This window comes from Edaphosphingomonas fennica (assembly GCF_003034225.1).
Lineage (GTDB): Bacteria > Pseudomonadota > Alphaproteobacteria > Sphingomonadales > Sphingomonadaceae > Sphingomonas_E > Sphingomonas_E fennica.
The window spans coordinates 1-23009 of the sequence record NZ_PHHF01000042.1 but is presented as its reverse complement, the minus strand read 5'-3'; the positions used below and the strand labels follow the sequence as shown (position 1 = coordinate 23009).

Here is a 23009-nt window from a genome sequence, read left to right as displayed (position 1 = left end):
TGCCGTCCGCCGTTCAGCCGCCCAGCTTGTCGCGCAGCGCCTTGAGCGCCGCGAACGGCCCGGTTTCCTCCTCCCCTTCCAGCAGCACGCCCGCCGCCTTGAGCGTGGCGGCGGCATCGGGGCTGCGCGGAAAGGGATCGAGCGCGAGGGCCAGCGTCTCGGCCACCGCCTCGCCGATGTCGATCAGGGCGCCGTCGAAGGGGATGGTGTCGCAGTCCTCCTCGGAAAGCTCGATCTCGTCGCCTTCGGCGGACATCTCCGCCTCCGGCACGAAACGCAGGCGGAACGATTCGTCGATCGCGGCCGGCACCGGCTCGCCGGTCGCGACGCAGGCCTGCTGCACCTCGGCGGCGAGCCGGCCTTCGGCCAGGACGGCCTGGCCCTGGCGGTGAAGGCGGGCCTCGGCCACCAGCCGATCGAGCGCGATCAGGCCGAAGCGGCGGGCGAGCGCGGCGCGCTCTTCCGGCGTCGCCTCCAGATCGACGGCGCGTTCCGCCTCGCCGATCGAATCGAAGCGGATGGGGCGGGCGAATTCGGGCGCGGTCGTCACAGCCTGGGCATCCCGCCGGCATAGAGGGCATCGGCCGGCATGGCGGCGAGCGCGGCGTAGAGGGCGCGGACGCGGGCCTCGGCGGGGCCGGTATCGGCCGGGGGCGCCCCGCGCCACAGATTGCGGCCGAGCGCGTCCGCCAAAGGCCCGCCATCGGCCAGCGCCGCGCGATAGGCGCTGATGCGGCCGCCGAGCGCGCTCATCATCCGGCCGACATGCTTGCCGACCACGACATCACCGACGCCGATCTGGCGGAGCTGGCCGTCCATGTCGTCCACGAACAATTCGGTGAGCAGGGTGGAGGGCAGCCGGCCCGGCACGCCTTCCGCCTCCAGCCGGATCAGCACCAGCGCCAGCACCAAGGCCACCATGTCGAACCGGCCGTCCACCGTATCGGGCGCGCCGCCTTCCAGATACCAGGCGGGCTGGCGGGCTTCGGCGACGATGGCATCGTAGAGCGGGCGATAGGGCGCGCGCTGATCGCGTTCGGGGAAGAGGCGGCGGAGGATGGACACGAGGGCAGGCACTTTCCGGTCTGTCTCGCCGCGCTTGCGTCGGCACGGCTTCCCCGCATATTGAGGCGGGCGGGCGCCGATGCAATGGCATTCGGCAGCGCGCCCGCGCATGGGCCGCCCGCAGATGCGCCGATCAGGAGATGCCTTATTATGTCGCTTACGCTTTCGCGCCTCGGAACGGCGGCCCTGGCACTGACCGTGCTGGCGACCGCGGGCTGCGCGCGCATCCGCGACCATAAGGGCTATGTGGTCGATGCGACCCTGATCGATTCGGTGCAGCCGGGCATCGACAACAAGGATTCGGTGTCGAAGACGCTGGGCCGGCCGAGCTTCGCCGGGCAGTTCGACAAGGGCGGCGCGGAAAGCTGGTATTATATCAGCCGCGACACCCGCCAGCTCGCCTTCGCCAGCCCCCGCCCCGTTTCGCAGATGACGCTGGCGGTGCGGTTCGACAAGGCGGGCAACGTGACCGCCGTCGACAAGAGCGGGCTGGAGAAGGTGGTGACGCTGAGCCCCAATGGCGACAAGACGCCGACCCTGGGCCGCGATCGCGGCTTCTTCGCCGAGCTGTTCGGCAATATCGGCCGGGTCGGCGGCGTCGGCGCGCCGGTGGGCGGCGGCACGACCGACAATCCCCAATAAGCGGCGCGCTTTTTAGGAAGCGCCGTCACCCCGTGCCTGATTCGGGGGGATGCAAGGAACAAGCGGCATGAAAAAGGGGGCTCGACGGCCCCCTTTTTGCTGTGCGCGGGCCGGGCCGGCCGATCAGCGGGCGATGCCGCCGGCGGCCAGCACCGCGAGCGTGACCAGTTCGGACGCGGACGCGCCCATGGTCGCGATCTGCACCGGCTTTTCCATGCCGACCAGCATCGGCCCGATCACCGAATCGCCGCCCAGCTCGCGCAGCAGCTTGGCCGAGACGTTGGCCGACTGGAGGCCCGGCATGATCAGCACATTGGCCGGGCCCGACAGGCGGATGAAGGGATAATTCTTCTGCACCTTGGGGTTGAGCGCGACGTCCGGCGCCATTTCGCCTTCATATTCGAAGCTGACGCCGCGTTCGTCGAGCAGCGACACCGCGCCCCGGATCGGTTCCAGCCAGTTGCCGGACGGATTGCCGAAGGTGGAATAGGACAGGAAGGCGACGCGCGGTTCATGCCCCATGCTGCGGGCGACGGCGGCGGTGCGCTCGGCGATGTCGGCCAGTTCCTCCGCGGTCGGCCGTTCGGTGATCGTGGTATCGGCCATGAACACCGTGTGGCTCTGCCCGACGAGGACGTGGATGCCGAACGGCTTGCGGCCGGCGGCGGGATCGATCACGCGGCGGACCTGCCGCATCGTCTGCGAATAGGTGCGGGTGACGCCGGTGATCATCGCATCCGCCTCGCCCAGGGCGACCAGCAGCGAGCCGAAGATGTTGCGATCCTGATTGACCATCAGCTCGACATCGCGGCGCAGATAGCCGCGCCGCTGCAGCCGCTGGTAGAGATAGTCGACCATCTTGGGCACCAGCGGCGAGACGCGGCTGTTGTGCAGCTCGAACTCCTCGGGCTTGTCGACGCCGAGCGCGCGCAGCCGTTCGGGCACGTCATCGCGGCCGACCAGCACGGGGATGCCATAGCCGCCGTCGCGGAACTGGATGGCGGCGCGCAGCACCACTTCCTCCTCCGCCTCGGCGAAGACGACGCGCTTGGGGTGCGCCTTGGCGCCTTCATAAGCCAGCGTCAGCACCGAGGTGGTGGGGTTGAGCCGGGCCTTCAGCTCCTCCCTGTAGGCCGCGAGATCGAGGATCGGCTTGCGCGCGACGCCCGAATCCATCGCCGCCCTGGCGACGGCGACCGGCACGATTTCCATGAGCCGCGGATCGAACGGCGCGGGGATGATATAGTCGTTGCCGAAATGCGGCGCCGCGCCGCCATAAGCGAGCGCGACTTCCTCCGGCACCTGCTCGCGCGCCAGCTCCGCCAGCGCCTGGGCGGCGGCGATCTTCATCTCCTCGTTGATCGTGGTCGCCCGCACGTCGAGCGCGCCGCGGAAGATGAAGGGGAAGCCCAGCACATTGTTGACCTGGTTCGGATAATCCGACCGGCCGGTGGCGACGATCGCGTCGGGCCGCGCCTTCTTGGCTTCGGGCGGGGTGATTTCCGGATCGGGATTGGCCATGGCGAAGATGATCGGCTTGTCCGCCATCGTCTTCACCATTTCCGGCTTGAGCGCGCCGGCCGCCGACAGGCCGAGGAACACGTCCGCGCCGACCATCGCCTCGGCCAGCGTGCGCTTGTCCGTCTTCACCGCATGGGCGGACTTCCACTGGTCCATGCCGGTTTCGCGGCCCTGGTAGATCACGCCCGAACGATCGCACATGATGACGCGATCGGACGGCACGCCCATCGACTTGATGAGCGCGGCGCAGGCGATCGCGGCGGCGCCGGCGCCGTTCACGACGACGTTGATGTCGCGGATGTCGCGGCCGGTGAGGTGGCAGGCGTTGATGAGGCCGGCCGCCGCGATGATCGCGGTGCCGTGCTGGTCGTCATGCATGACCGGGATGTTCATCCGTTCCCGCAGCGCCTGCTCGATGATGAAGCAGCCCGGGGCGGCGATGTCTTCCAGATTGATGCCGCCGAAGCTGGGTTCGAGCAGGGCGACCGCCTCCACGAACTTCTCGACGTCCTCGGTCGCGACCTCGATATCGATCGAATCGACGTCGGCGAAGCGCTTGAACAGCACCGCCTTGCCCTCCATCACCGGCTTCGACGCCAGCGCGCCGAGATTGCCGAGGCCGAGAATGGCGGTGCCGTTGGAGATGACGGCGACGAGATTGCCCTTGGCGGTATAATCATAAGCGGTCGCCGGGTCCTCGGCGATGGCCCGCACCGGCACGGCGACGCCCGGCGAATAAGCGAGGCTCAGGTCCCGCTGGGTCGCCATCGGCTTGGAGGCGACGATCTCGATCTTTCCGGGGCGGCCGTGCGAGTGGAACAGCAGCGCTTCGCGCTCCGAAAACTGGACGTTGCTGCCTTCACTCATCGTCGTGCTGCTCCTTGGGACACCGGTTGTCGCATGCTCTTTCGGGAGCCTGTGTCGAAACCGGTCCGGGTCGGGCAGGCGGGCGGATGCCCGCGCCGGGCACGAAGAATCTCTCACTATCCTGCCGGACAATACCGACGCAGGCTCTGAAGGGCCTTTTGGGGCATGGCCGGCTTGGGGACAAGCCGCTATCAGCGCCGATATGGCTCGCGGAACCAATGAAACCGTTACGGAACCCACGGCGCAGACGCCGATGATGGCCCAGTATCACGCCCTGAAGGCGGAAGCGCGGGATTGCCTGCTCTTCTACCGCATGGGGGATTTTTTCGAACTTTTCTTCGACGATGCGAAGATCGCGGCGGCGTGCCTCGATATAGCGCTCACATCGCGCGGGGACGGCGTGCCCATGTGCGGCGTGCCGGCCCATTCCGCCGAAGGCTATCTGGCGCGGCTGATCAAGGCCGGCCACCGCGTCGCCATCGCCGACCAGACCGAGACGCCCGCCGAGGCCAAGAAACGCGGCGGATCGAAGGCGCTGGTGGGCCGCGCGATCATCCGCGTGGTGACGGCCGGCACGCTGACCGAGGAAGCGCTGCTGGACGCGCGCGCCGCCAACTGGCTGGTGGCGCTGGCCGAGGCCGGCGGGCGCACCGGGCTGGCGGCGGCGGACATTTCCACCGGCCGGTTCGAGCTGGCGGCGATCGCCGAAGGCAGCCTGGACGCGGAGCTTGCCCGGCTGGCGGCGGCCGAGACGATCGTGCCCGAGGGCATGGCCGGCGCCCCGGCGGACGCCATCCCGCAGGAGCCCCGCCTGTTCGACAGCGCGGCCGGCGAGGCGCGGCTGAAGGCGTTGTTCGGCGTGGCGACGCTGGACGGATATGGCGGGTTCGGCCGGGCGGAGCTGGCGGCAGCGGCGGGGCTGATCGCCTATCTGGACCGGGCGGGACAGGGCAAGCTGCCCTTCCTGCAGCCGCCCGCGCGCCGCCAGCCGGCCGATCATATGCTGATCGACGCCGCCACCCGCGAAAGCCTGGAATTGACGCAGGCGCAGGGCGGCGGCCGCAAGGGCAGCCTGCTGGACGCGGTGGACCGCACCGTCACCGGCGCGGGCGCGCGGATGCTGGCGGCCGACATCGGCGCGCCGCTGGCCGAGCGCGCGACGATCGAGGCGCGGCTGGACCTGGTGGAACGCTTCGTCGAGGACGGGGGCCTCAGGGAATCGATCCGCGCCAACCTGAAGGCCGCGCCCGATATCGGCCGCGCGCTGGGCCGGCTGGTGGCGGGGCGCGGCTCCCCGCGCGACCTGGGCCTGCTGCGCGACGGGCTGGACGAGGCGCACGGCCTGCACGAACGGCTGCTGGGGCTGGCCGCGCGGCCGGCGCTGATGGACGCGCTGCTGCCCCGGCTGCGCGGGCACGGCGCGCTGATCGACCTTCTGGCCCGCGCGCTGGTGCCGCAGCCGCCGATCGATACCGCGCAGGGCGGCTATATCGCGGAAGGATATGATCCGGCGCTGGACGAGCTGCGCGCGGCCGGCGGCGAGGGCCGGCGCGCCATCGCCGCGCTGGAGGCGCGCTATCGCGAGCAGACCGGCATCGCCGGCCTGAAGATCCGCCACAATGGCGTGCTGGGCTATCATGTCGAGGTGCAGGCCAGGCATGCCGATCCGCTGATGCGGCCCGAATCCGGCTTCACCCACCGCCAGACGCTGGCGGGCGTGGTGCGGTTCAACGCGCCGGACCTGCACGAGCAGGCGATGCGGGTGGGCCAGGCGGGCGCGCACGCGCTGGCGGCCGAGGCCGCGCATCTGGAGGAGCTGATCGCCGCCGCGCTCGCCGCCAAGGCGGAGATCGCCGCGACGGCCGACGCGCTGGCCCGGCTGGACGTGGCGGCGGGGCTGGCGACGCGGGCGATCGAGGGCGGCTGGTGCCGGCCGGCCTTTGCCGACGAGCCCTGCTTCGCGGTGGAGGGCGGGCGGCATCCGGTGGTGGAAGCGGCGGTGGCGGCGACGGGCGAACGCTTCGTCGCCAATGACTGCCGGCTGGAGCCGGACCGGCGGCTGTGGCTGGTCACCGGCCCGAACATGGGCGGCAAATCCACCTTCCTGCGCCAGAACGCGCTGATCGCGGTGCTGGCGCAGGCCGGCGGCTATGTGCCGGCGACGTCCGCGCGGCTGGGGCTGGTGGACCGGCTGTTCAGCCGGGTGGGCGCTTCGGACAATCTGGCGCGCGGGCGATCGACCTTCATGGTCGAGATGGTCGAGACCGCCGCCATCCTGGCGCAGGCGACCGAACGATCGCTGGTGATCCTGGACGAGGTGGGGCGCGGCACATCCACCTATGACGGCCTGGCCATCGCCTGGGCGGTGGTGGAGGCGGTGCACGACATGAACCGCTGCCGCTGCCTGTTCGCGACGCATTATCATGAGCTGACCCGGCTGGCGGAGCGGCTGGACGCGCTATCGCTCCACCATGTCCGCGCGCGCGAGTGGAAGGGCGATCTGGTGCTGCTGCACGAGCTGGCCGACGGGCCGGCGGACCGCAGCTACGGCATCGCCGTCGCCAAGCTGGCCGGGCTGCCGCCCGCCGTTCTGGCGCGGGCGAAATCGGTGCTGGCCAAGCTGGAAAGCGGCCGGGCGGCGACCGGCGGCATCGCGGCGGGGCTGGACGACCTGCCCCTGTTCGCCGCCGCGGCCCAGGCGCCCGAACCCGCCGCCGATCCCCTGCGCGAGGCGCTGGACGCGATCCAGCCCGATGCGCTTTCGCCGCGCGAGGCGCTGGACCTGCTCTATCGCCTGAAGGGGATCGCGACCGGCTGAACGGTTCGGCGAGGGCCGGCTTTATACCGAATAGCCGCCTCCCCTTCGATTCTTGCGATTGATCCGCAATAGTATTCGCGCTACCGGCACATGTCAGAATGTGTCTGGATCGCCCGCAAGGGGGCGGTGGCGAGGTGAGACGAATGCACACGGTTTCCCTGCGCGATGCCGGCGAGGCCCGCCGCGAGGCCGTGTTCCATGCGAGCTTCCCGATCGATCCGCCGCCGGCCGAGGCCGAGGCGGCGATCGAGTCGGCCCCCGCCCGCTACGGCGCGCGCAGCGGGGCCAACTGGCCGGCGATCGGCGCGGTGGCGCTGGTGCATGCGGCGCTGTTCACCGCGCTGATCCAGATGAACGTCATCCCGGTGAAGCGGATCAAGGCCGCGCCGCTGGTGGTGGAGCTGCTGGCCGAGCCGCCCGCCCCGCCGCCCGCACCGCCCGAGCAGAAGGTGAAGCCGGTAAAGCCGATCGAGCCCGTGATCGTGGCGCCCGCGCCGATCGTGAAGACACCCGCCCCGCCGCCGCTTGTGGTGACGACGGCGACGCCGCCCCCGCCGCAATCGGTGATCGTGGCGCCCAAGGCGGCCCCGGCAGCGCCTTCCGCCGCGCCCATCAGCGCGGGCGACCTTTCGTCCAACATGATTTCCTTCAAGGCGCCCCGCTATCCGGTGGAATGCCGGCGGCGCAAGGAACAGGGCACGGTGGTGCTGGCGCTGCTGCTGGGCACGGACGGCGCCGTGGCCGATATCTCGGTGCAGACGTCGAGCGGGTTCGAACGGCTCGACAAGGCGGCGCTGGAAGCGGTGCGGCAATGGCGCTGGTCCCCCACCATGCGCGGCGGCCAGCCGATGATGGTGCGGGGCGTGGTGGAAATCCCCTTCGTCCTCAAGAGCTAGAGCCTATCCCTCGATGACGCCGATTTCCTTATGATGCCCAATTCCCTATGATGATCGCCATTCCCGACCTGCTGGATGCGGGCGCGCTGGCGCGGGTGCGCGCGCTGATCGATGCGGCCCAATGGGTGGACGGCAACGTCACCTCCGGCCGGCAATCGGCGCTCGCCAAGCAGAACGAGCAGCTGCCCGAGGATTCGGACGCCGCGCGCGAGGCCGGCGCGATCATCCTCGACGCGCTCGGCCGGTCGCCGCTGTTCGTGGCGGCCGCGCTGCCGCTCAAGGTGTTCCCGCCCCTGTTCAACCGTTATGGGCCGGGGCAGACCTTCGGCACCCATATCGACAATGCCGTGCGCATCCAGCGCGGCACCGACTTCCGCATCCGCAGCGATCTTTCCGCCACGCTCTTCCTCGCCGATCCGGACAGCTATGACGGCGGCGAGCTGGTGGTGGAGGACCAGTTCGGCGTGCAGGCGGTGAAGCTGCCGGCCGGGCACATGATCCTCTATCCGGCCTCCAGCCTGCATCGGGTGGAGCCGATCACGCGCGGCACGCGGGTGGCGAGCTTCTTCTGGATCCAGAGCATGGTGCGCGACGACGGCGCCCGGCGCACCCTGTTCGACCTCGACACCTCGATCCAGGCGGTGGCCGCCGATCGCGGGCAGGACGACCCGGCGATCATCCGGCTGACCGGCGTCTATCACAACCTGCTCCGCCGCTGGGCGGATGCCTGACGGGTCAGCTGGCGGCGCCTGAAAGCATCACGCCGCCTGGCGGGTGGTGAGCTGCAGCCAGGCGCGGGCCTGGCGCTGGGCCTCGGCGATCTCGCGCGCGGTCATGTCCTCGGAAATCTCGGCGCGGCAGGCCTGGGCCTCGGCATGGCCGCCCAGCGCCGCGAGGTTGAACCATTTATGCGCCGCGACGAGATCGACCTCCACCCCGGCCGCGCCGGTGGAATAAGCGATGCCGAGATCGAAGCAGGCGCGGGGATTGCCGTTGGCCGCCTGCGCCAGCCGGCTTTCGAGCAGCGCGTCCACGCTTTTCAGAACTTGTCCCATTTCGGCCCCCTGCCGGTTCTTCACCGGACAAGGAGTGTCATGAGAGGAAGAAATAAATGGTTAACGCACGATCGGCGGAAATAGCAGGAAAGATGGCGGCAAGATAAGCCGCGATCTTTACGCCGCCGAGACTTCGAGATTGTCGATCAGGCGGGTGCGGCCCATCCTGGCGGCGGCGAGCAGCCGGGCCGGGCGATCGGCGCGGGACAGGGGTTCCAGCGTCGCGGCATCGCAGAGCAGGACATAATCGATCGGCGCGAAGCCCGCGTCCGTCAGCCGGCCGCGCGCGACCTCCAGCGCCTGGGCGACATCGCCGCCGGCGGCGATCGCGGCCGCCGCCTCGCCCAGCGCGCGGGGCAGCGCGCGGGCGGCCTGCCGCTCCTCGGGCTGGAGATAGGCGTTGCGCGAGGAGAGAGCGAGGCCGTCATCGTCGCGCTGGGTGGGGACGCCGACGATCTCCACCCCGGTATCGAGATCGGCGGCCATCCGCCGGATCACCGCCAATTGCTGATAATCCTTCTCCCCGAACAGCGCGACATCGGGGCGGACCTGCGCGAACAGCTTGTTCACCACCGTGGCGACGCCATCGAAATGGCCGGGCCGGGCGGCGCCATCCAGCCCCTCGGTGATGCCGGCGACGGTGATGGAGGTGGCGAAGCCCTGGGGATACATCTCCTCCACCGTCGGCGCCCAGAGGATGGCGACGCCGGCATCCTCCAGCAGGCGGGCATCGGCCGCCTCGCGTCGGGGATAGGCATCGAAATCCTCGTTCGGGCCGAACTGGGTGGGATTGACGAAGATCGAGACGACGACATGCGGGCCACGCGCGCGGCCTTCCGCCACCAGCGCCAGATGCCCGGCATGGAGCGCGCCCATCGTCGGCACCAGCGCCACCCGGCCGCCATCGGCCCGAAGCGCGGCCACGGCCTCGCGAAGCGCGGCGACGGTACGAACGATTTGCACGGGCAGGGAACCTCCGATAAGCGCTGGACGGATCGTCCGGGGCGTCTTTGGGGGCCGCCGCGGGCGGAATCAAGAGCAGGGAACCCGACACGCATGGCCGCCGCTGCCCACCTGATTGTATTCGCCAACGAGAAGGGCGGTTCCGGCAAGTCGACCACGGCGGTGCATGTCGCCGTGGCGCTGGCCGCCGCCGGGCGCCGCGTGGCCGCGCTGGACCTCGACACGCGCCAGCGCACGCTGGGCCGCTACATGGAAAATCGCGAGGCGACGTCGCGCCGCCAGCTGATCGAGCTGCCGACGCCCAGGGCGGAGACCTTCGACCCCGCCAGAGGCGAGCCGATCAACGAGCAGATCGACCGGCTGGCCGCCGACGCCGACGTGGTGGTGATCGACACGCCCGGCCGCGACGACCAGCACGCGCTGGCCGCGATCGCGCGCGCCGACACGCTGGTGACGCCGATCAACGACAGCTTCATCGACCTCGACCTGATCGGCCAGGTCGATCCCGAAACCTACAAGATCCGCCGGCCCAGCTTCTATGCCGAGGTGGTGTGGGATGCCCGCAAGGCGCGCGCCAAGACCGACGGCAAGACGGTGGACTGGGTGCTGCTGCGCAACCGCCTGCAGCATGTGGAGGCGCGCAACATGCGCCGCGTGGCCAATGCGCTGGACGAACTGGCGCGGCGCGTGGGCTTCCGCGTGATCCCCGGCCTTTCCGAACGCGTGATCTATCGCGAGCTGTTCCCCAAGGGGGTGACGCTGCTGGACCTTTCGGCCATCGGCGAGCCAGGCATCGCCCATATCGCCGCCCGGCAGGAACTGCGCGAGATGGTATCGGGGCTGGCGCTGCCCGACTGGCCGGTGCAGCGCGCGGCCAACGGCTGATGGCGTGGATCGCCATCGCCGCCCTGGCGCTGATCGCCTGGGCCTGGAAGAAAGGGCGGCTGCGCGCGCCGACCCCGGCCGAGGCGATCGCGATATTGCTGGGCATCGCCGGCGCGGCTTCCGCCGCCAAGGGCAAGCCGATCATCGGCATTCCTCTGCTGATCGGCGCGGCGATGATGCTGAACCGCGCCCGCCGCATCCAGGACCGCGCCCTGCCCGCCATGTCGATCGAGGAAGCGCGCGCGGTGCTGGACGTGCCGGCCGATGCCGATGCCGATACGATCCGCGCCGAGCATCGCCGGCTGATCCGCCGCGTCCATCCCGATGCGGGCGGATCGGCCGCGCTGACCCGGCGGGTGAACCTGGCGCGCGATACGCTGCTGGGCGCGATCGAGCAGCGCGAGCGATATCGTCGGTGACCAGATTGAACCACAACGGCCCGGGCGCGTCTTGACCATGGAATTACCCGAGGAGACCCTTTCATGAGCCACCGTTTCGATCCCACGAGCCTGCGCGAATATGACATACGCGGCATCGTGGGTAAGACGCTCGGCCCGCCCGACGCCTATGCGATCGGCCGCGGCTTCGCCACGCGCGTGCGCCGCGCCGGCGGCACCCGCGTCGCGGTGGGATATGACGGGCGGATATCCTCCCCGGTGCTGGAAACCGCGCTGATCGAGGGGCTGACCCAGGGCGGCGTGGACGTGGTGCGGATCGGCCTCGGCCCCACACCGATGCTCTATTATGCCGAAGCCACGCTGGAGGTGGACGGCGGCATCCAGATCACCGGCAGCCACAATCCGGCCGACTATAACGGCTTCAAGATGGTGCTGCAGCACAAGCCCTTCTTCGGCGAGGACATCCAGGATATCGGCCGGATGGCGGCCGAGGACGATTGGGAGAGCGGCGAGGGCGCCGTGACCAATGCCGACGTGATGGACAATTATGTCGGCCGGCTGCTGGCGGGCTATGCCGGCGGCGCCTTCCGCATCGGCTGGGATTGCGGCAACGGCGCGGCCGGCCCGGTGATCGAGAAGCTGGTGAAGCTGCTGCCCGGCGAGCACCATCTGCTGTTCACCGAGGTGGATGGCACCTTCCCCAACCACCATCCCGATCCGACCGAGGAAAAGAACCTCGCCGACCTGAAGGCGCTGGTGGCGGAGAAGGGGCTGGACTTCGGCCTGGCCTTCGACGGCGACGGCGACCGCATCGGCGCGATCGACGGCAAGGGCCGCGTGGTATGGGGCGACCAGCTTCTCGCCATCCTGGCCGAGCCGGTGCTGCGCGAGGAGCCCGGCGCCACCATCATCGCCGACGTGAAGGCCAGCCAGGCGCTCTACGACCGGATCGCCGAGCTGGGCGGCAAGCCGCTGATGTGGAAGACCGGCCACAGCCTGATCAAGACCAAGATGCGCGAGACCAACGCGCCGCTGGCCGGCGAGATGAGCGGGCACATCTTCTTCGCGCACGATTATTACGGCTTCGACGACGCGCAATATGCCGCCGTCCGCCTGATCCGCGCCGTCCGCCTGCTGGGCGGATCGCTGACGGCGCTGAAGGATGCCATGCCGAAGATGGTGAACACGCCGGAGCTGCGCTTCCAATCGTCCGAGGACCGCAAGTTCAAGGTGGTGGAGGAAGTGCTGGACCGGCTGGCCGCCGCCGGCGCCGACGTGAACCGCACCGACGGCGCGCGGGTGACGACGCCCGACGGCTGGTGGCTGCTGCGCGCATCCAACACCCAGGACGTGCTGGTCGCCCGAGCCGAGGCGAAGGACCAGGCGGGACTGGACCGGCTGGTGGCGCAGATCAACGCCCAGCTCGAGGCTTCGGGCGTGAAGCCGGTGCTTGCCGCCGGGCACTGATCCGGGCGGGCGGGGCATGGCGGGCGGCGGGAAGGCGGCGGAACCGCGCGACGGGTGGTTCACCACTCAGCGGCTGAAGCTGCATTATGCCGAATGGGGCGATCCCGCCGCCCCGCCCCTGCTGCTGGTGCATGGCGGGCGCGACCATGCCCGCAGCTGGGATGCGATCGCCGCCGCCTTTGCCGATCGATTCCGCGTGATCGCGCCCGACCTGCGCGGCCATGGCGACAGCGACTGGGTATCGGACGGCAGCTATGAGATGGCCGATCTGGTCGCCGACATGGCCGCTCTGTTCCCGGCCCTGGGCGTGGAGCGGGCCGCCGTCGTCGGCCATTCGCTGGGCGGCAACATATCGCTGCGCCATGCCGGCCTCTATCCCGAGCGGGTGAGCCGGCTGATCGTGATCGAGGGCCTCGGCCCGTCGCCCGCCCGCGCCGCAGAGATCGCCGCCGAGCCGATCGTCGCGCGGATGCGCGACTGGATCGCGCGGCAGCAGCGGATGAGCGCCGCCGGGCAGCGCAGCTATGATTCGATCGAGGCCGCGACCGCGCGGATGATGGCGGCCAATCCCCGGCTGGCGTCCGACCTGGCCCGTCACCTGACCATCCACGGATCGCGGACCGGCGCGGACGGGCGGGTGCGGTTCAAGTTCGATCCGGCGGTGGGCGCCATGTCCCCGGTCGACCTGCTGCAGACGGAGAAGCATGCGTTGTGGGCGGCCGTCGCGTGCCCGGTGATCCTGGCCTATGGCCGCGAAAGCTGGGCCTCCAGCCCCGCCGAGGACGGCCGCGCGACCCATTTCCGCGATGCGCGGGTGGAGATGTTCGACGATGCCGGCCACTGGCTGCACCACGATCACCGCGACGCCTTCATCGCGATGATGCGCGCCTTCATCGGCTGATACGGGGCTTGCCGCGGATATTTCAGCACCCCTCCGATCGTCATTCCCGCGCAGGCGGGAGCGGGAGGCCAGCGTAGCTGATCCATGGGCGCGGTTGGCTCGATAGCACCCGACACAATGGATTCCCGCCTGCGCGGGAGAGACGGATCTGTCGGCGCGCCCGCCTCTCCGCTTCCAGCAAACAGTGCCTGCCAATGGTCGTTCAGCGCGCCCAAATGCGGGCACCTCAGCGATTTCAGGGGGCGATGCGACAGCGTCCCCGCGCACCCGCCCGGCGGATCGCAAGATCCGGGCCCACCAAAAACCCTCTTTCCACGGCAATGAAATAGTATAACGTTTCTGTTACGGTGTATCATCACCGAAACAGGAGGGCGTCATGCAAGAGCAGGCAGGTTTCCTCAATCAACGCAATCGCAGCCCCGCCGGCGTGGCGATCGTGGCGGGATTGCACGGCGCGGCGATCGCGGCGCTGATCCTGTTTCCGCCGAGCTTCATCGTCCATGAAATGCCGGTATTCCCCCTGATCCCGATCACGGAAACGCCGCCACCGCCGCCGGTGGAGGTGAAGGAGGCCCCGCCGGTCGCAAGGGCCGAGCGGCCCGTGACCAGGCCCGAAACCGAAGTCGCCACGCAGACGACGAACGAGACCATCTTCACGCGGACCGGCACGGACGATCCGAAGCCGATCGATCCCCCGCCCCTGCCGAAGGGCGAGGAGATCGTGCCCCCCACCGCCCCAGTGCTGACCGATGCGGTGATCGACCCGCGCGTGCCCTTCCAGCCCGATTATCCGGCGCGGATGGCGCGGCAGGAGATCGAGGGCGTGGTGGTGGTGCGCGTGCTGATCGGCGCCGATGGGCGGGTGAAGGCGGTGGAGCAGGTTTCCGCCACCGATCCCGCCTTCTTCGAGGCGACGAAACGGCAGGCGCTGCGCGCATGGCGCTTCCGCCCCGCCACCCGCGACGGCGTGGCGGTGGAAAGCTGGCGGACGATGCGGGTGAAGTTCGAGATGCAGGCCTGACGGCGAACCCCGGCCGATACCGGCGCCGGCTCTTCTCCCTCTCCCCGGCGCCACCCGCCCCGCCGCCTTCGGGCCCGGCGGGGCGGCCCTTCGGCCAAGGGTGGCATAAGCGGCCCACTGGGCTTATCTAGGCGGCCATGGCCATACCCCGCCCTTCCAAGCCATCCGCCGTGTGGCGCGACCTGCGCGCCTTCATGGCGGGCAACCAGCGGCACAAGCTGCTGATCGGCCTGATATCCGTCCTAATCCCGGCGCTGCTGGTGGCGGGATTCTATGTCGATTCGCGGGTCGATCCGCCCAAGCCCCAAATGTATTTCATCCCGAGCTGGCCCGCCACGCGCAGCGATGCCGAGATCATCGCCCAGCAGAAGATCGACCAGAAGAAGCTGGACGCGAAGCGCGAGGCGAAGCGGCAGGAATATCGCCGGCTGGCCGATCAGCTCGGCATCAAGGTTGACTGACACCGCCCGGGACGCGCGCTGGATGGGCGCGGCGCTGGCGCTGGCCGCGCGCGGCCGGGGGCAGACCGCGCCCAACCCCGCCGTCGGCTGCGTGATCGTGCGCGACGGCCGCGTCGTCGGCCGGGGCTGGACCCAGCCGGGCGGGCGCCCCCATGCCGAGGCGATGGCGCTGGAGGCCGCCGGCCCCGCCGCGCGCGGCGCCACCGCTTATGTGACGCTGGAACCCTGCGCGCATGAATCGCCGCGCGGCCCCGCCTGCGCCGACCTGCTGGCCGCAAGCGGCATCGCCCGCGCTGTGATCGCCTGCCGCGATCCCGATCCCCGCACCGACGGCCGCGGCATCGCCCGGCTGGAAGCGGCCGGCATCGCCACCGCCACCGGCATCGCCGCGCGCGAGGCGGAACGCGCCATGGCCGGCTTCCTGATGCGGGCCAGGCACGGCCGGCCGCATGTGACGCTGAAGCTTGGCCTTTCGATCGACGGGTGCATCGCGCTGGCATCGGGCGAGAGCCGCTGGATCACCGGCCCCGCCGCCCGCGCCCACGCGCATCTGGAACGCGCCCGCGCCGAGCTGATCCTGGTGGGGCGCGGCACGCTGGAGGCGGACGCCCCGAAGCTGGACGTGCGGCTGCCGGGGCTGGCGCATCGATCGCCCGCGCGCGCCGTGCTGGGCCATGGCGCCGCGCCGTTCGGCTGGATCGCCGTGGACCGGCCGGAAGCGATCGCCGACACGCCGGCCCTGGACGTGCTGGTGGAAGGCGGCGCGGGCGCGGCGGCCGCCTTCCTCGCCGCCGACCTCGTCGATCGCCTGCTGGTCTACCGCGCGCCGATCGTCATCGGCGGGGGCCGGCCCGGCATCGCCGATATCGGCCTCGTCCATCTGGAGGGCGCGCACGGGCGCTGGCGGCTGCACGATCAGCGGATGCTTGGCATCGATCGGCTTGAGGTTTACGAGCGCGTCCGAGAATAGGACCCCATCTGCATGTTCACCGGAATCATCACGGACATCGGCACCATCACCGCGACCGAGCAGCGCGGCGACCTGCGCGCCCGGATCGCCACCGCCTACGACACCGCGACCATCGACATGGGGGCGTCGATCGCCTGTTCGGGCGCCTGCCTGACGGTGGTCGACAAGGGCCCCGGCTGGTTCGCCGTGGACATTTCCGCCGAAACGCTGGCCCGCACCGCGCGGGGCCGCTGGAACGAGGGCGAGCGCCTGAACCTGGAGCGCGCGCTGAAGGTGGGCGACGAACTGGGCGGCCATATCGTGACCGGCCATGTCGACGGCATCGCCGAGGTGCTTTCCGTGACGCCGGAGGGCGATTCGCAGCGCATCGTGATCGCCGGCGGCCCGGAAATCGCCCCCTATATCGCGGCCAAGGGATCGGTGGCGCTGGACGGCATATCGCTGACGGTGAACGACGTGGCCGACGCGCCCGGCGGGGCCGTGCATTTCGGCGTCAACATCATCCCCCACACCGCCCGGAACACAACCTTCGACACCATCGCGCCCGGCCGCGCGATCCATGTCGAAATCGACATTCTCGCCCGCTATCTCGGGCGGATGGAGCAGCTACGCCATGTCCAGTAACCCAGAGCTTTCCCGCCTGCGCCACGCCTTCCTTTCGAGCCCCGAAGAGATCATCGACGAGGCCAAGAACGGGCGCATGTTCATCCTCGTCGACGACGAGGACCGTGAGAATGAGGGCGACCTCGTCATCCCCGCGCAGATGGCGACGCCGGACGCGATCAACTTCATGGCCAAATATGGCCGCGGACTGATCTGCCTCGCCATGGCCAAGGAGCGGGTCGACCAGCTCGGCCTCAACCTGATGAGCCGGCACAACGGCACCCGCCACGAAACCGCCTTCACCGTTTCGATCGAGGCGCGCGACGGGGTTTCCACCGGCATCTCCGCGGCCGACCGCGCCCGCACCATCGCGGTCGCCATCGACGCCTCCAAGGGCCCCGAGCATATCGTGACGCCGGGCCATGTGTTCCCGCTGGTCGCCCGGCCGGGCGGCGTGCTGGTGCGCGCCGGCCATACCGAGGCGGCGGTGGACGTGGCGCGGCTGGCCGGCCTCAACCCCTCCGGCGTGATCTGCGAGATCATGAAGGATGACGGGACGATGGCGCGGCTGGACGATCTCGTCGCCTTCGCCCAGCTCCACAATCTGAAGATTGGCACGATCCGCGATCTGATCGCCTATCGCCGCCGCCACGACCATAATGTCGAGAAGGTGGCCGAGACGAAGTTCGACAGCCGCTATGGCGGCGAATGGCGGGCGATCACCTATCGCAACAAGGCGGTGGGCACCGAGACGCTGGCGCTGGTGAAGGGCCATATCGATCCGGCCAAGCCCACCCTGGTGCGGATGCACACGCTCAACATCTTCAACGATTCGCTGGGCGAGCTGAACGACCGTTCGGGCATGCTGCAAGGCGCGATGCGCGCGATCGACGAAGCGGGATCGGGCGTGGTGGTCATCATCAACCGCGCGCTGGTGAACGCGATGTCCACCGTGGTGCGCGCCCGCGCCGAGGGCAAGGGCCCGGATTCGGACGACATGAACGAGCTGCGCGATTACGGCATCGGCGCGCAGATCCTGGCGGAGCTGGGGATCCACGACATGATCCTGCTCACCAATTCGCATCACACGCTGATCGCGCTTTCGGGCTACGGCCTCAACATCATCGGCGAGCAGCCGATCTCCACCGAAGGGCTCTGATACGACCATGGCGAAGGTGCTGATCGTCGAGGCGCGGTTCTACGACCATCTGAACGACCTGCTGATCGAGGGCGCGCGCGCCGCGATCGAGGAAGGCGGCCACAAGCATGAGACGGTGACCGTGCCGGGCGCGCTGGAGATACCCGGCGCGATCGCGCTGGCGGCCGAAACCGGCCGCTACGACGCCTTCGTGGCGATCGGCGTCGTCATCCGCGGCGAAACCTATCATTTCGAGGTGGTTTCCAACGAAAGCGCGCGCGGCCTGATGGCGCTCAGCATGGACGGCATCGCCATCGGCAACGGCATATTGACCGTGGAGAACGAGGCGCAGGCGCTGACCCGCGCCCGTCCCGACGAGAAGGACAAGGGCGGCGAGGCCGCCAAGGCGGCGCTGGCCATGCTGGCGCTGCGCGAGCGCTTCGGCCACTGACGGCATGGAGATCGTCGCCGGCGATATCGGGGGAACCAACGCCCGCTTCGCCCTGGCGACGATCGAGAACGGCCGCGTCACCCATCTGGGCGATCCGGTGACGCTGCCGACATCCGCCCATGCCAGCCTGCCGCTCGCCTGGGCGGCCTTCGCCCAGCGGATCGGCCGGCCGCTGCCGCGCGCCGCCGGCATCGCGGTGGCCGCCCCCATCCGCGGCGATACGCTGAAGCTCACCAACAATAGCTGGTTGATCCGCCCGGCAACGCTGGCGGACGAGATCGGCGTCGACGAGCTGGTGCTGATCAACGATTTCGGCGCGGTCGGCCATGCCGTGGCCCATGCCGGGCCGGAGGATTTCCTCCACATCGCGGGGCCTGACCGGCCGCTGCCCACGGAAGGCGTGATCTCGATCGTCGGCCCCGGCACCGGCCTCGGCGTCGCCTCGCTGCTCCGGCGCGGCGGCCGGCAGTTCGTGATCGAGACCGAGGGCGGCCATGGCGACTATGCCCCGCTCGATCCGCTGGAGGAGGCCGTGCTCGCCCGGCTGCGCGCGCAGCATCGCCGCGTCTCCACCGAACGAGTGGTGGCCGGCCCCGGCCTCGCCGCGATCCACGCCGCCATCGCCGCCATCGAAGGCCAGCCGGTGCCGCCGCGCGAGGACAAGGACCTGTGGACCGCCGCGATCGAGGGCAGCGATCCGCTGGCGGCCGCCGCGCTCGACCGCTTCTGCCTCGCGCTCGGCAGCGTCGCGGGCGACATCGCGCTGGTGCAGGGCGCCAACGCCGTGGTGATCGCCGGCGGCGTCGGCGCGCGCCTGGCCCGCCACCTCCCCCGCTCCGGCTTCGCCGACCGCTTCGTCGCCAAGGGCCGCTACCAGGAAATGATGGCCGCCATGCCCATCCGCCTCATCACCCACCCCCAGCCCGGCCTGCTGGGCGCGGCGGTGGCGTTCGGGGAGCGGGATAAAGGCGCTTGATCGCCTTGCTCACTACCTGCCCCTGAGGGTAAGCGGCCATCCTTCAATGACGTCTTGGGCACCGATCTCGGCTCCGCCATGGGGCCTCCTGAAATCGGGCAGCCATTCTATCGACGAATATCTCTTCACATGTTAGCGATGAACGACCATCGTTACGGCGGAGAGAAGCGTGATAAAGAACAGACTTTTGAAAGACATATTTTTCGGAACGGAAATTGAAAAACTAGATGCCGGAACCAGCCAGGTCATAAGCATATTAAATAATCTTCAAGATTTTGCAGACATAGATCGCAAAGATTGGGAAAATATACTTGATATCGTAAAGTCATTCTTCAAGTCTCCGATCAAGGGGCGATTTGGCGGGCCCATTACCCCGGGAGACGCCTTCTTCATGGCGGCATTCTTGGCGGCGAAGCGCCCGAAATCTGTGATCGAAGTAGGCGTCTGCGCTGGCGTATCCTCCGCGTTTACGCTTTATGCCGGACGCAAGCTGGGCTTGCTTAAAGAAGGTCGGAAATTCCTCCACAGCATCGACCTTCTACGCTTTCACGGCCCAGCGAAGAATGAAGTCGGCCAGGTTGTGCGGCTCAATCATCCGGACCTGCTGCCCTATTGGAATCTGATCGTGGAAACCACGATGCCGGACGCTGTGCTGCATAGACCGGATATTCTGAACGCCATAAGAGCGGATCAGCCCAGCCTCGGCTTCATAGATGCCAATCACATGCATCCCTGGCCCCTCATTGATACGCTAGCGATGACACGGATGCTGCCCAAAAACTCTTGGGTTCTCCATCAGGATACGCAGGTCATGGAGAGATGGTTAGCCAATAGCGTGGAGTTGGGCGTTCCCTGCCCCACGCCATGCAGAGGCGGCAATCTTGTCAGCACCCTATGGCCCGGACAGAAAGTAATCGGTTGGGGAATGTGTTACAATATGGCTGCAATTAAGCTCGACGTTACATCAGAAGAAATTCGTTCATTCTCCGAAAACGCCTTTCAATACCCACCCGAAGTAGGCAACGCGGAGGCCATGAGCACGGGAATTACTATTGAAGAAATTCTAAAAGATAAATAATCTTTCTAAAATCATTTGCAACAGAGAACTCAAAGCCATGAATCTCGATGTCGAATTATTCCCGGTTGCAGGTACAATATCGAAACCATCCATCCAGGTTGTGAGCTTCGATGTTTTTGACACGGCAGTCGTGCGTCCGTTCCTGCGGCCCGATGATCTTTTCGAGTTTATCGGCCGAGATGTTCGAGAAATTGTTGGAAACTTCAACATAGATTTCCGCAAAATCCGTATGAAGGCGGAAAAAGATGTTCGAATCGCCATGGAAGCCGCTGAAATAAAAAGCGACCCTAATATAGATCAGATTTATGATCAGTTATGCGATTCCCATCCCGGACTGGAACCATATAGAAACGAGATACTTCAGCTTGAACTATCGGCTGAATGTGGGATGTGCTATAAGAACGAGCGTATTTTTGCGATCTATAAGCATGCCATTTCGTCTGGCAAGCGAGTGATATTTATCACGGACACTTATCTCTCCAAAGATATTGTGAAAACTATACTGCACAACGCCGGATTCACGCAATACGAAGATATATTCGTATCGAATGAAATGAACCTCGCAAAAAAATTTGGAAATATATATCCCGCCGTCCGGGATATAATAAGGGTTGATTTTGAGAATGTTCTTCATATAGGGGATAATTTCAAATCTGACGTAGAACGCGCAAAAGAGCATGGGATATTTGTATTAAACTATCGCAAAAATAGCGATGATGTCGTGGCGAAGGCGCGCCCAGCAGCTATATTATGGGAAAACACAAATCGCATCTCATTGGCTAAAAGTATAAATATTGGCCTAATATCCCATAAACTTAATCGCAATAATATTAATAGATTAGAACCAAGAGATATCTTTAGAGGAAATCTGTATGATCTTGGATATTCTCTTTTGGGACCTTTTCTTGCAGAACTAAGTGCCTGGCTAGCAAATCATGCAAGAACGAACGGTTGCAGTAATCTGATTTTTCTCGCTAGGGACGGCTATCTCCCAAAAGCCGCTTTTGACCTGATGCAGGCAGCGGCTGCTCCAAAGCAGAAAATTGACACGAACTATGTATATGTATCGAGGAAGGCGATTTTACCCTACCGTGTCCTTGAAGGCGGCGTTGTCAGTACATTATTTGATATAGCGTTTGCGAAAGATTTTCAGGTACGTGATTTCCTGAGTCATCGCCTTGGACGAGATTTGACGGACTCTCTCCTCGCGAGTGACGCTGATCTTCAAGCGATGGCAGGCAGTGCTGTTGTTGATGTTCGGGATAGGCTTATCGATGCATTGCAGCACCATGAACCAATGATACTCGTAGCGATGCGAAACCGCTGCAAGGCAGCAGACATATATTATAGCGCCGCTTTGCCCGATAACAGCCGAAGCCTGATATTTGACGTCGGCCGAAAAGGCACGTTTCAATCTTTCTTCCATCATACCTTGAAGAAAGATGTTATTGGCGCATATGTGGTAACCCATTCCGATATAAACAAAACTCTATTGGCTAATGAATTTTTCACTTTCTATAATCACATTCATCTCGGCGAGAAGTCGTCCAAGCTCGATACAATATTATTCGAAGCGTTGCTATCTTCCACGTCCGGATCGGTCGAATATTTTGATGAAAGTGGCACTCCGGTTTTCTCGACGCCATCTCTGTCCGATCTTCAGCGTCAGAATATTCTAGCTGTGCAAGATGGAGCGCTGGCCTTCGTACAGGATCTTACTGAACGCTTTGGGCACAAGTGTCTGAATGTACCCTTTGATTCCGGGCATTTTGATCGGACTTTCCGGGCACTTTGGAAGTATCCAACCGACGCGGCCCTTTTCCACCAGCTTCCTCACGAAGACAGCATGTCAACCGCCGACGCAAGGTCGTTGCATGATATCTATTTTAACAGAAATGATCGGACATTACGACGGGGATTGAAGACAATCCTCATATACTGCCCGGCTCTGACCAGGGTTAGGGGTGGCGTGGAACGCGTTGTTTCATATATAGCGTCCGATTTGGATCAGAATTATAACGTTGTTATATTAACGTCGGGAGATCCTTCGGTTAGGCATCCGCGTCCGGTATTCCCGCTGCCGGACAACGTTCGGCTCCATAATATTCGAGTGGGAGATCGGGCAGCAATCGATAAGATGATCGATCGTTATAAATTTCGCGCTGCGATGATATTGGCTTCCGGACCGGTGGTACGGGAGTTCGTATCCGCACTTTCCTCGCGAAAGATACCATTTTTGCTCTCTGAGCGAGCCGATCCTGCGGAATCTTTTCAAACCTATTGGAAGGATTTCAAAAAATCGGATTATATTAATGCTTATCGCAAAGCGACGCTGGTAGCGGTGCAGTTTAATAGCTTTCGCAGGTATTTCCCAAAAGCTGTGCAGCGGAAGATGAGAACGATTCCCAACCCGGTTCCCGCCATTCGAGCTCACGAGGATATTCAACGAGAGAATCAGATCATTTGTGTCGCCCGGCTATTTCTGGAACAGAAACAACAGGATTTGCTTGTCCGCGCTTTTGCGGAGATAGCTGAGGAATTCCCACAATATCGCCTGGTTCTCTATGGCAAGGATCAAGCTGGCGGCGCCGCAGCGTTAGAGGAACTGACCCAGTCGCTCGGATTGGCCGGTCGGGTCCTGCTGAAGGGAGAGACCAAGTATATATTCGATGCGCTTGCCCAGGCGAAGCTCTTCGTCCTGCCATCGCGGTTTGAAGGATTCCCCAATGCTCTAGCGGAAGCCCTGGCTTCCGGTGAGAACGGCGGTGGAAAACTAGACCACGGTAGCGGCGGGATTGTCCGGCTGCGGGCGGCGTAAAAGTCGTCCACTTTT

General features: G+C 66.3%; 22 protein-coding genes. 17 read left to right on the top strand and 5 right to left on the bottom strand.

What is annotated here, in order from left to right; translation table 11 throughout:
- Positions 1-13: 13 nt before the first annotated feature.
- Together CV103_RS09475 and CV103_RS09470 are read right to left on the bottom strand one after the other, a co-directional pair.
- A complete protein-coding gene (locus CV103_RS09475; protein WP_015458956.1) occupies positions 14-550 on the bottom strand; it encodes a YceD family protein in 537 nt (178 codons plus the stop codon).
- Positions 547-1065 (bottom strand): ubiquinol-cytochrome C chaperone family protein, encoded by a 519-nt coding sequence (locus tag CV103_RS09470; protein ID WP_015458955.1) that lies wholly within the window; start codon positions 1063-1065, stop codon positions 547-549. Before CV103_RS09470 ends, CV103_RS09475 begins: the two co-directional genes overlap by 4 nt.
- A gap of 150 nt (positions 1066-1215) precedes the next feature.
- Between CV103_RS09470 and CV103_RS09465 the strand changes: the two genes are divergently transcribed.
- Positions 1216-1707 (top strand): outer membrane protein assembly factor BamE, encoded by a 492-nt coding sequence (locus CV103_RS09465; protein WP_015458954.1) that lies wholly within the window; start codon positions 1216-1218, stop codon positions 1705-1707.
- Positions 1708-1830: 123 nt separating this feature from the next.
- Here CV103_RS09465 and CV103_RS09460 read toward each other — a convergent pair whose 3' ends face one another.
- Positions 1831-4095, bottom strand: coding sequence for an NADP-dependent malic enzyme (locus CV103_RS09460; protein WP_107394758.1), 2265 nt, complete (start codon positions 4093-4095; stop codon positions 1831-1833).
- A gap of 202 nt (positions 4096-4297) precedes the next feature.
- Here CV103_RS09460 and mutS point away from each other — a divergent pair, with 202 nt between their 5' ends.
- From mutS to CV103_RS09445, 3 genes are all read left to right on the top strand, one after another.
- The gene (gene mutS / locus CV103_RS09455) at positions 4298-6913 is read left to right on the top strand and encodes a DNA mismatch repair protein MutS (RefSeq protein ID WP_107394757.1); all 2616 of its coding nucleotides are present in this window, start codon (positions 4298-4300) and stop codon (positions 6911-6913) included.
- 143 nt (positions 6914-7056) lie between these two features.
- Positions 7057-7809, top strand: a complete 753-nt coding sequence (locus CV103_RS09450) for an energy transducer TonB (protein ID WP_107394756.1) — start codon at positions 7057-7059, stop codon at positions 7807-7809.
- Between the two features lie 47 nt (positions 7810-7856).
- Positions 7857-8540, top strand: a complete 684-nt coding sequence (locus CV103_RS09445; RefSeq protein ID WP_015458950.1) for a Fe2+-dependent dioxygenase — start codon at positions 7857-7859, stop codon at positions 8538-8540.
- A gap of 27 nt (positions 8541-8567) precedes the next feature.
- On the opposite strand, the gene CV103_RS09440 is transcribed toward CV103_RS09445, so the two are convergent.
- Both CV103_RS09440 and panC read right to left on the bottom strand, forming a co-directional pair.
- The gene (locus tag CV103_RS09440; protein ID WP_070935352.1) at positions 8568-8864 is read right to left on the bottom strand and encodes an SEL1-like repeat protein; all 297 of its coding nucleotides are present in this window, start codon (positions 8862-8864) and stop codon (positions 8568-8570) included.
- Between the two features lie 117 nt (positions 8865-8981).
- Entirely contained in the window at positions 8982-9827 is an 846-nt protein-coding gene (gene panC, locus CV103_RS09435) for a pantoate--beta-alanine ligase (RefSeq protein ID WP_107394755.1), read from the bottom strand.
- Between the two features lie 93 nt (positions 9828-9920).
- Between panC and CV103_RS09430 the strand changes: the two genes are divergently transcribed.
- From CV103_RS09430 to CV103_RS09370, 13 genes are all read left to right on the top strand, one after another.
- The gene (locus CV103_RS09430; protein WP_015458947.1) at positions 9921-10712 is read left to right on the top strand and encodes a division plane positioning ATPase MipZ; all 792 of its coding nucleotides are present in this window, start codon (positions 9921-9923) and stop codon (positions 10710-10712) included.
- Positions 10712-11131, top strand: coding sequence for a J domain-containing protein (locus CV103_RS09425; RefSeq protein WP_070931888.1), 420 nt, complete (start codon positions 10712-10714; stop codon positions 11129-11131). The genes CV103_RS09430 and CV103_RS09425 overlap by 1 nt, the downstream gene beginning before the upstream one ends.
- A gap of 63 nt (positions 11132-11194) precedes the next feature.
- Positions 11195-12577 carry a phosphoglucomutase/phosphomannomutase PgmG gene (gene pgmG / locus CV103_RS09420; protein ID WP_015458945.1) on the top strand — a complete coding sequence of 461 codons (1383 nt, stop codon included), beginning with the start codon at positions 11195-11197 and terminating at the stop codon, positions 12575-12577.
- Positions 12578-12593: 16 nt separating this feature from the next.
- The gene (locus CV103_RS09415) at positions 12594-13478 is read left to right on the top strand and encodes an alpha/beta fold hydrolase (protein ID WP_107394754.1); all 885 of its coding nucleotides are present in this window, start codon (positions 12594-12596) and stop codon (positions 13476-13478) included.
- Between the two features lie 376 nt (positions 13479-13854).
- Complete coding sequence (locus CV103_RS09410) at positions 13855-14499, top strand: energy transducer TonB (RefSeq protein ID WP_015458943.1); 645 nt, start codon at positions 13855-13857, stop codon at positions 14497-14499.
- 137 nt (positions 14500-14636) lie between these two features.
- A complete protein-coding gene (locus tag CV103_RS09405) occupies positions 14637-14960 on the top strand; it encodes a hypothetical protein (RefSeq protein ID WP_015458942.1) in 324 nt (107 codons plus the stop codon).
- A 22-nt stretch (positions 14961-14982) separates the two neighbouring features.
- Entirely contained in the window at positions 14983-15930 is a 948-nt protein-coding gene (gene ribD / locus CV103_RS09400; RefSeq protein ID WP_107394753.1) for a bifunctional diaminohydroxyphosphoribosylaminopyrimidine deaminase/5-amino-6-(5-phosphoribosylamino)uracil reductase RibD, read from the top strand.
- 12 nt (positions 15931-15942) lie between these two features.
- Positions 15943-16554 carry a riboflavin synthase gene (locus CV103_RS09395; protein ID WP_107394752.1) on the top strand — a complete coding sequence of 204 codons (612 nt, stop codon included), beginning with the start codon at positions 15943-15945 and terminating at the stop codon, positions 16552-16554.
- Positions 16544-17692, top strand: a complete 1149-nt coding sequence (gene ribB, locus CV103_RS09390; protein WP_015458939.1) for a 3,4-dihydroxy-2-butanone-4-phosphate synthase — start codon at positions 16544-16546, stop codon at positions 17690-17692. The genes CV103_RS09395 and ribB overlap by 11 nt, the downstream gene beginning before the upstream one ends.
- A 7-nt stretch (positions 17693-17699) precedes the next feature.
- Positions 17700-18122 (top strand): 6,7-dimethyl-8-ribityllumazine synthase, encoded by a 423-nt coding sequence (gene ribH, locus CV103_RS09385; RefSeq protein WP_015458938.1) that lies wholly within the window; start codon positions 17700-17702, stop codon positions 18120-18122.
- A 4-nt stretch (positions 18123-18126) separates the two neighbouring features.
- Positions 18127-19098 carry a glucokinase gene (gene glk, locus CV103_RS09380; protein WP_107394751.1) on the top strand — a complete coding sequence of 324 codons (972 nt, stop codon included), beginning with the start codon at positions 18127-18129 and terminating at the stop codon, positions 19096-19098.
- Between the two features lie 169 nt (positions 19099-19267).
- The gene (locus CV103_RS22125; RefSeq protein WP_146163407.1) at positions 19268-20176 is read left to right on the top strand and encodes a class I SAM-dependent methyltransferase; all 909 of its coding nucleotides are present in this window, start codon (positions 19268-19270) and stop codon (positions 20174-20176) included.
- A gap of 37 nt (positions 20177-20213) precedes the next feature.
- On the top strand, positions 20214-22994 hold the full coding sequence (locus CV103_RS09370) for a glycosyltransferase (protein ID WP_107394749.1): 2781 nt from the start codon (positions 20214-20216) through the stop codon (positions 22992-22994).
- Positions 22995-23009 lie beyond the last annotated feature (15 nt).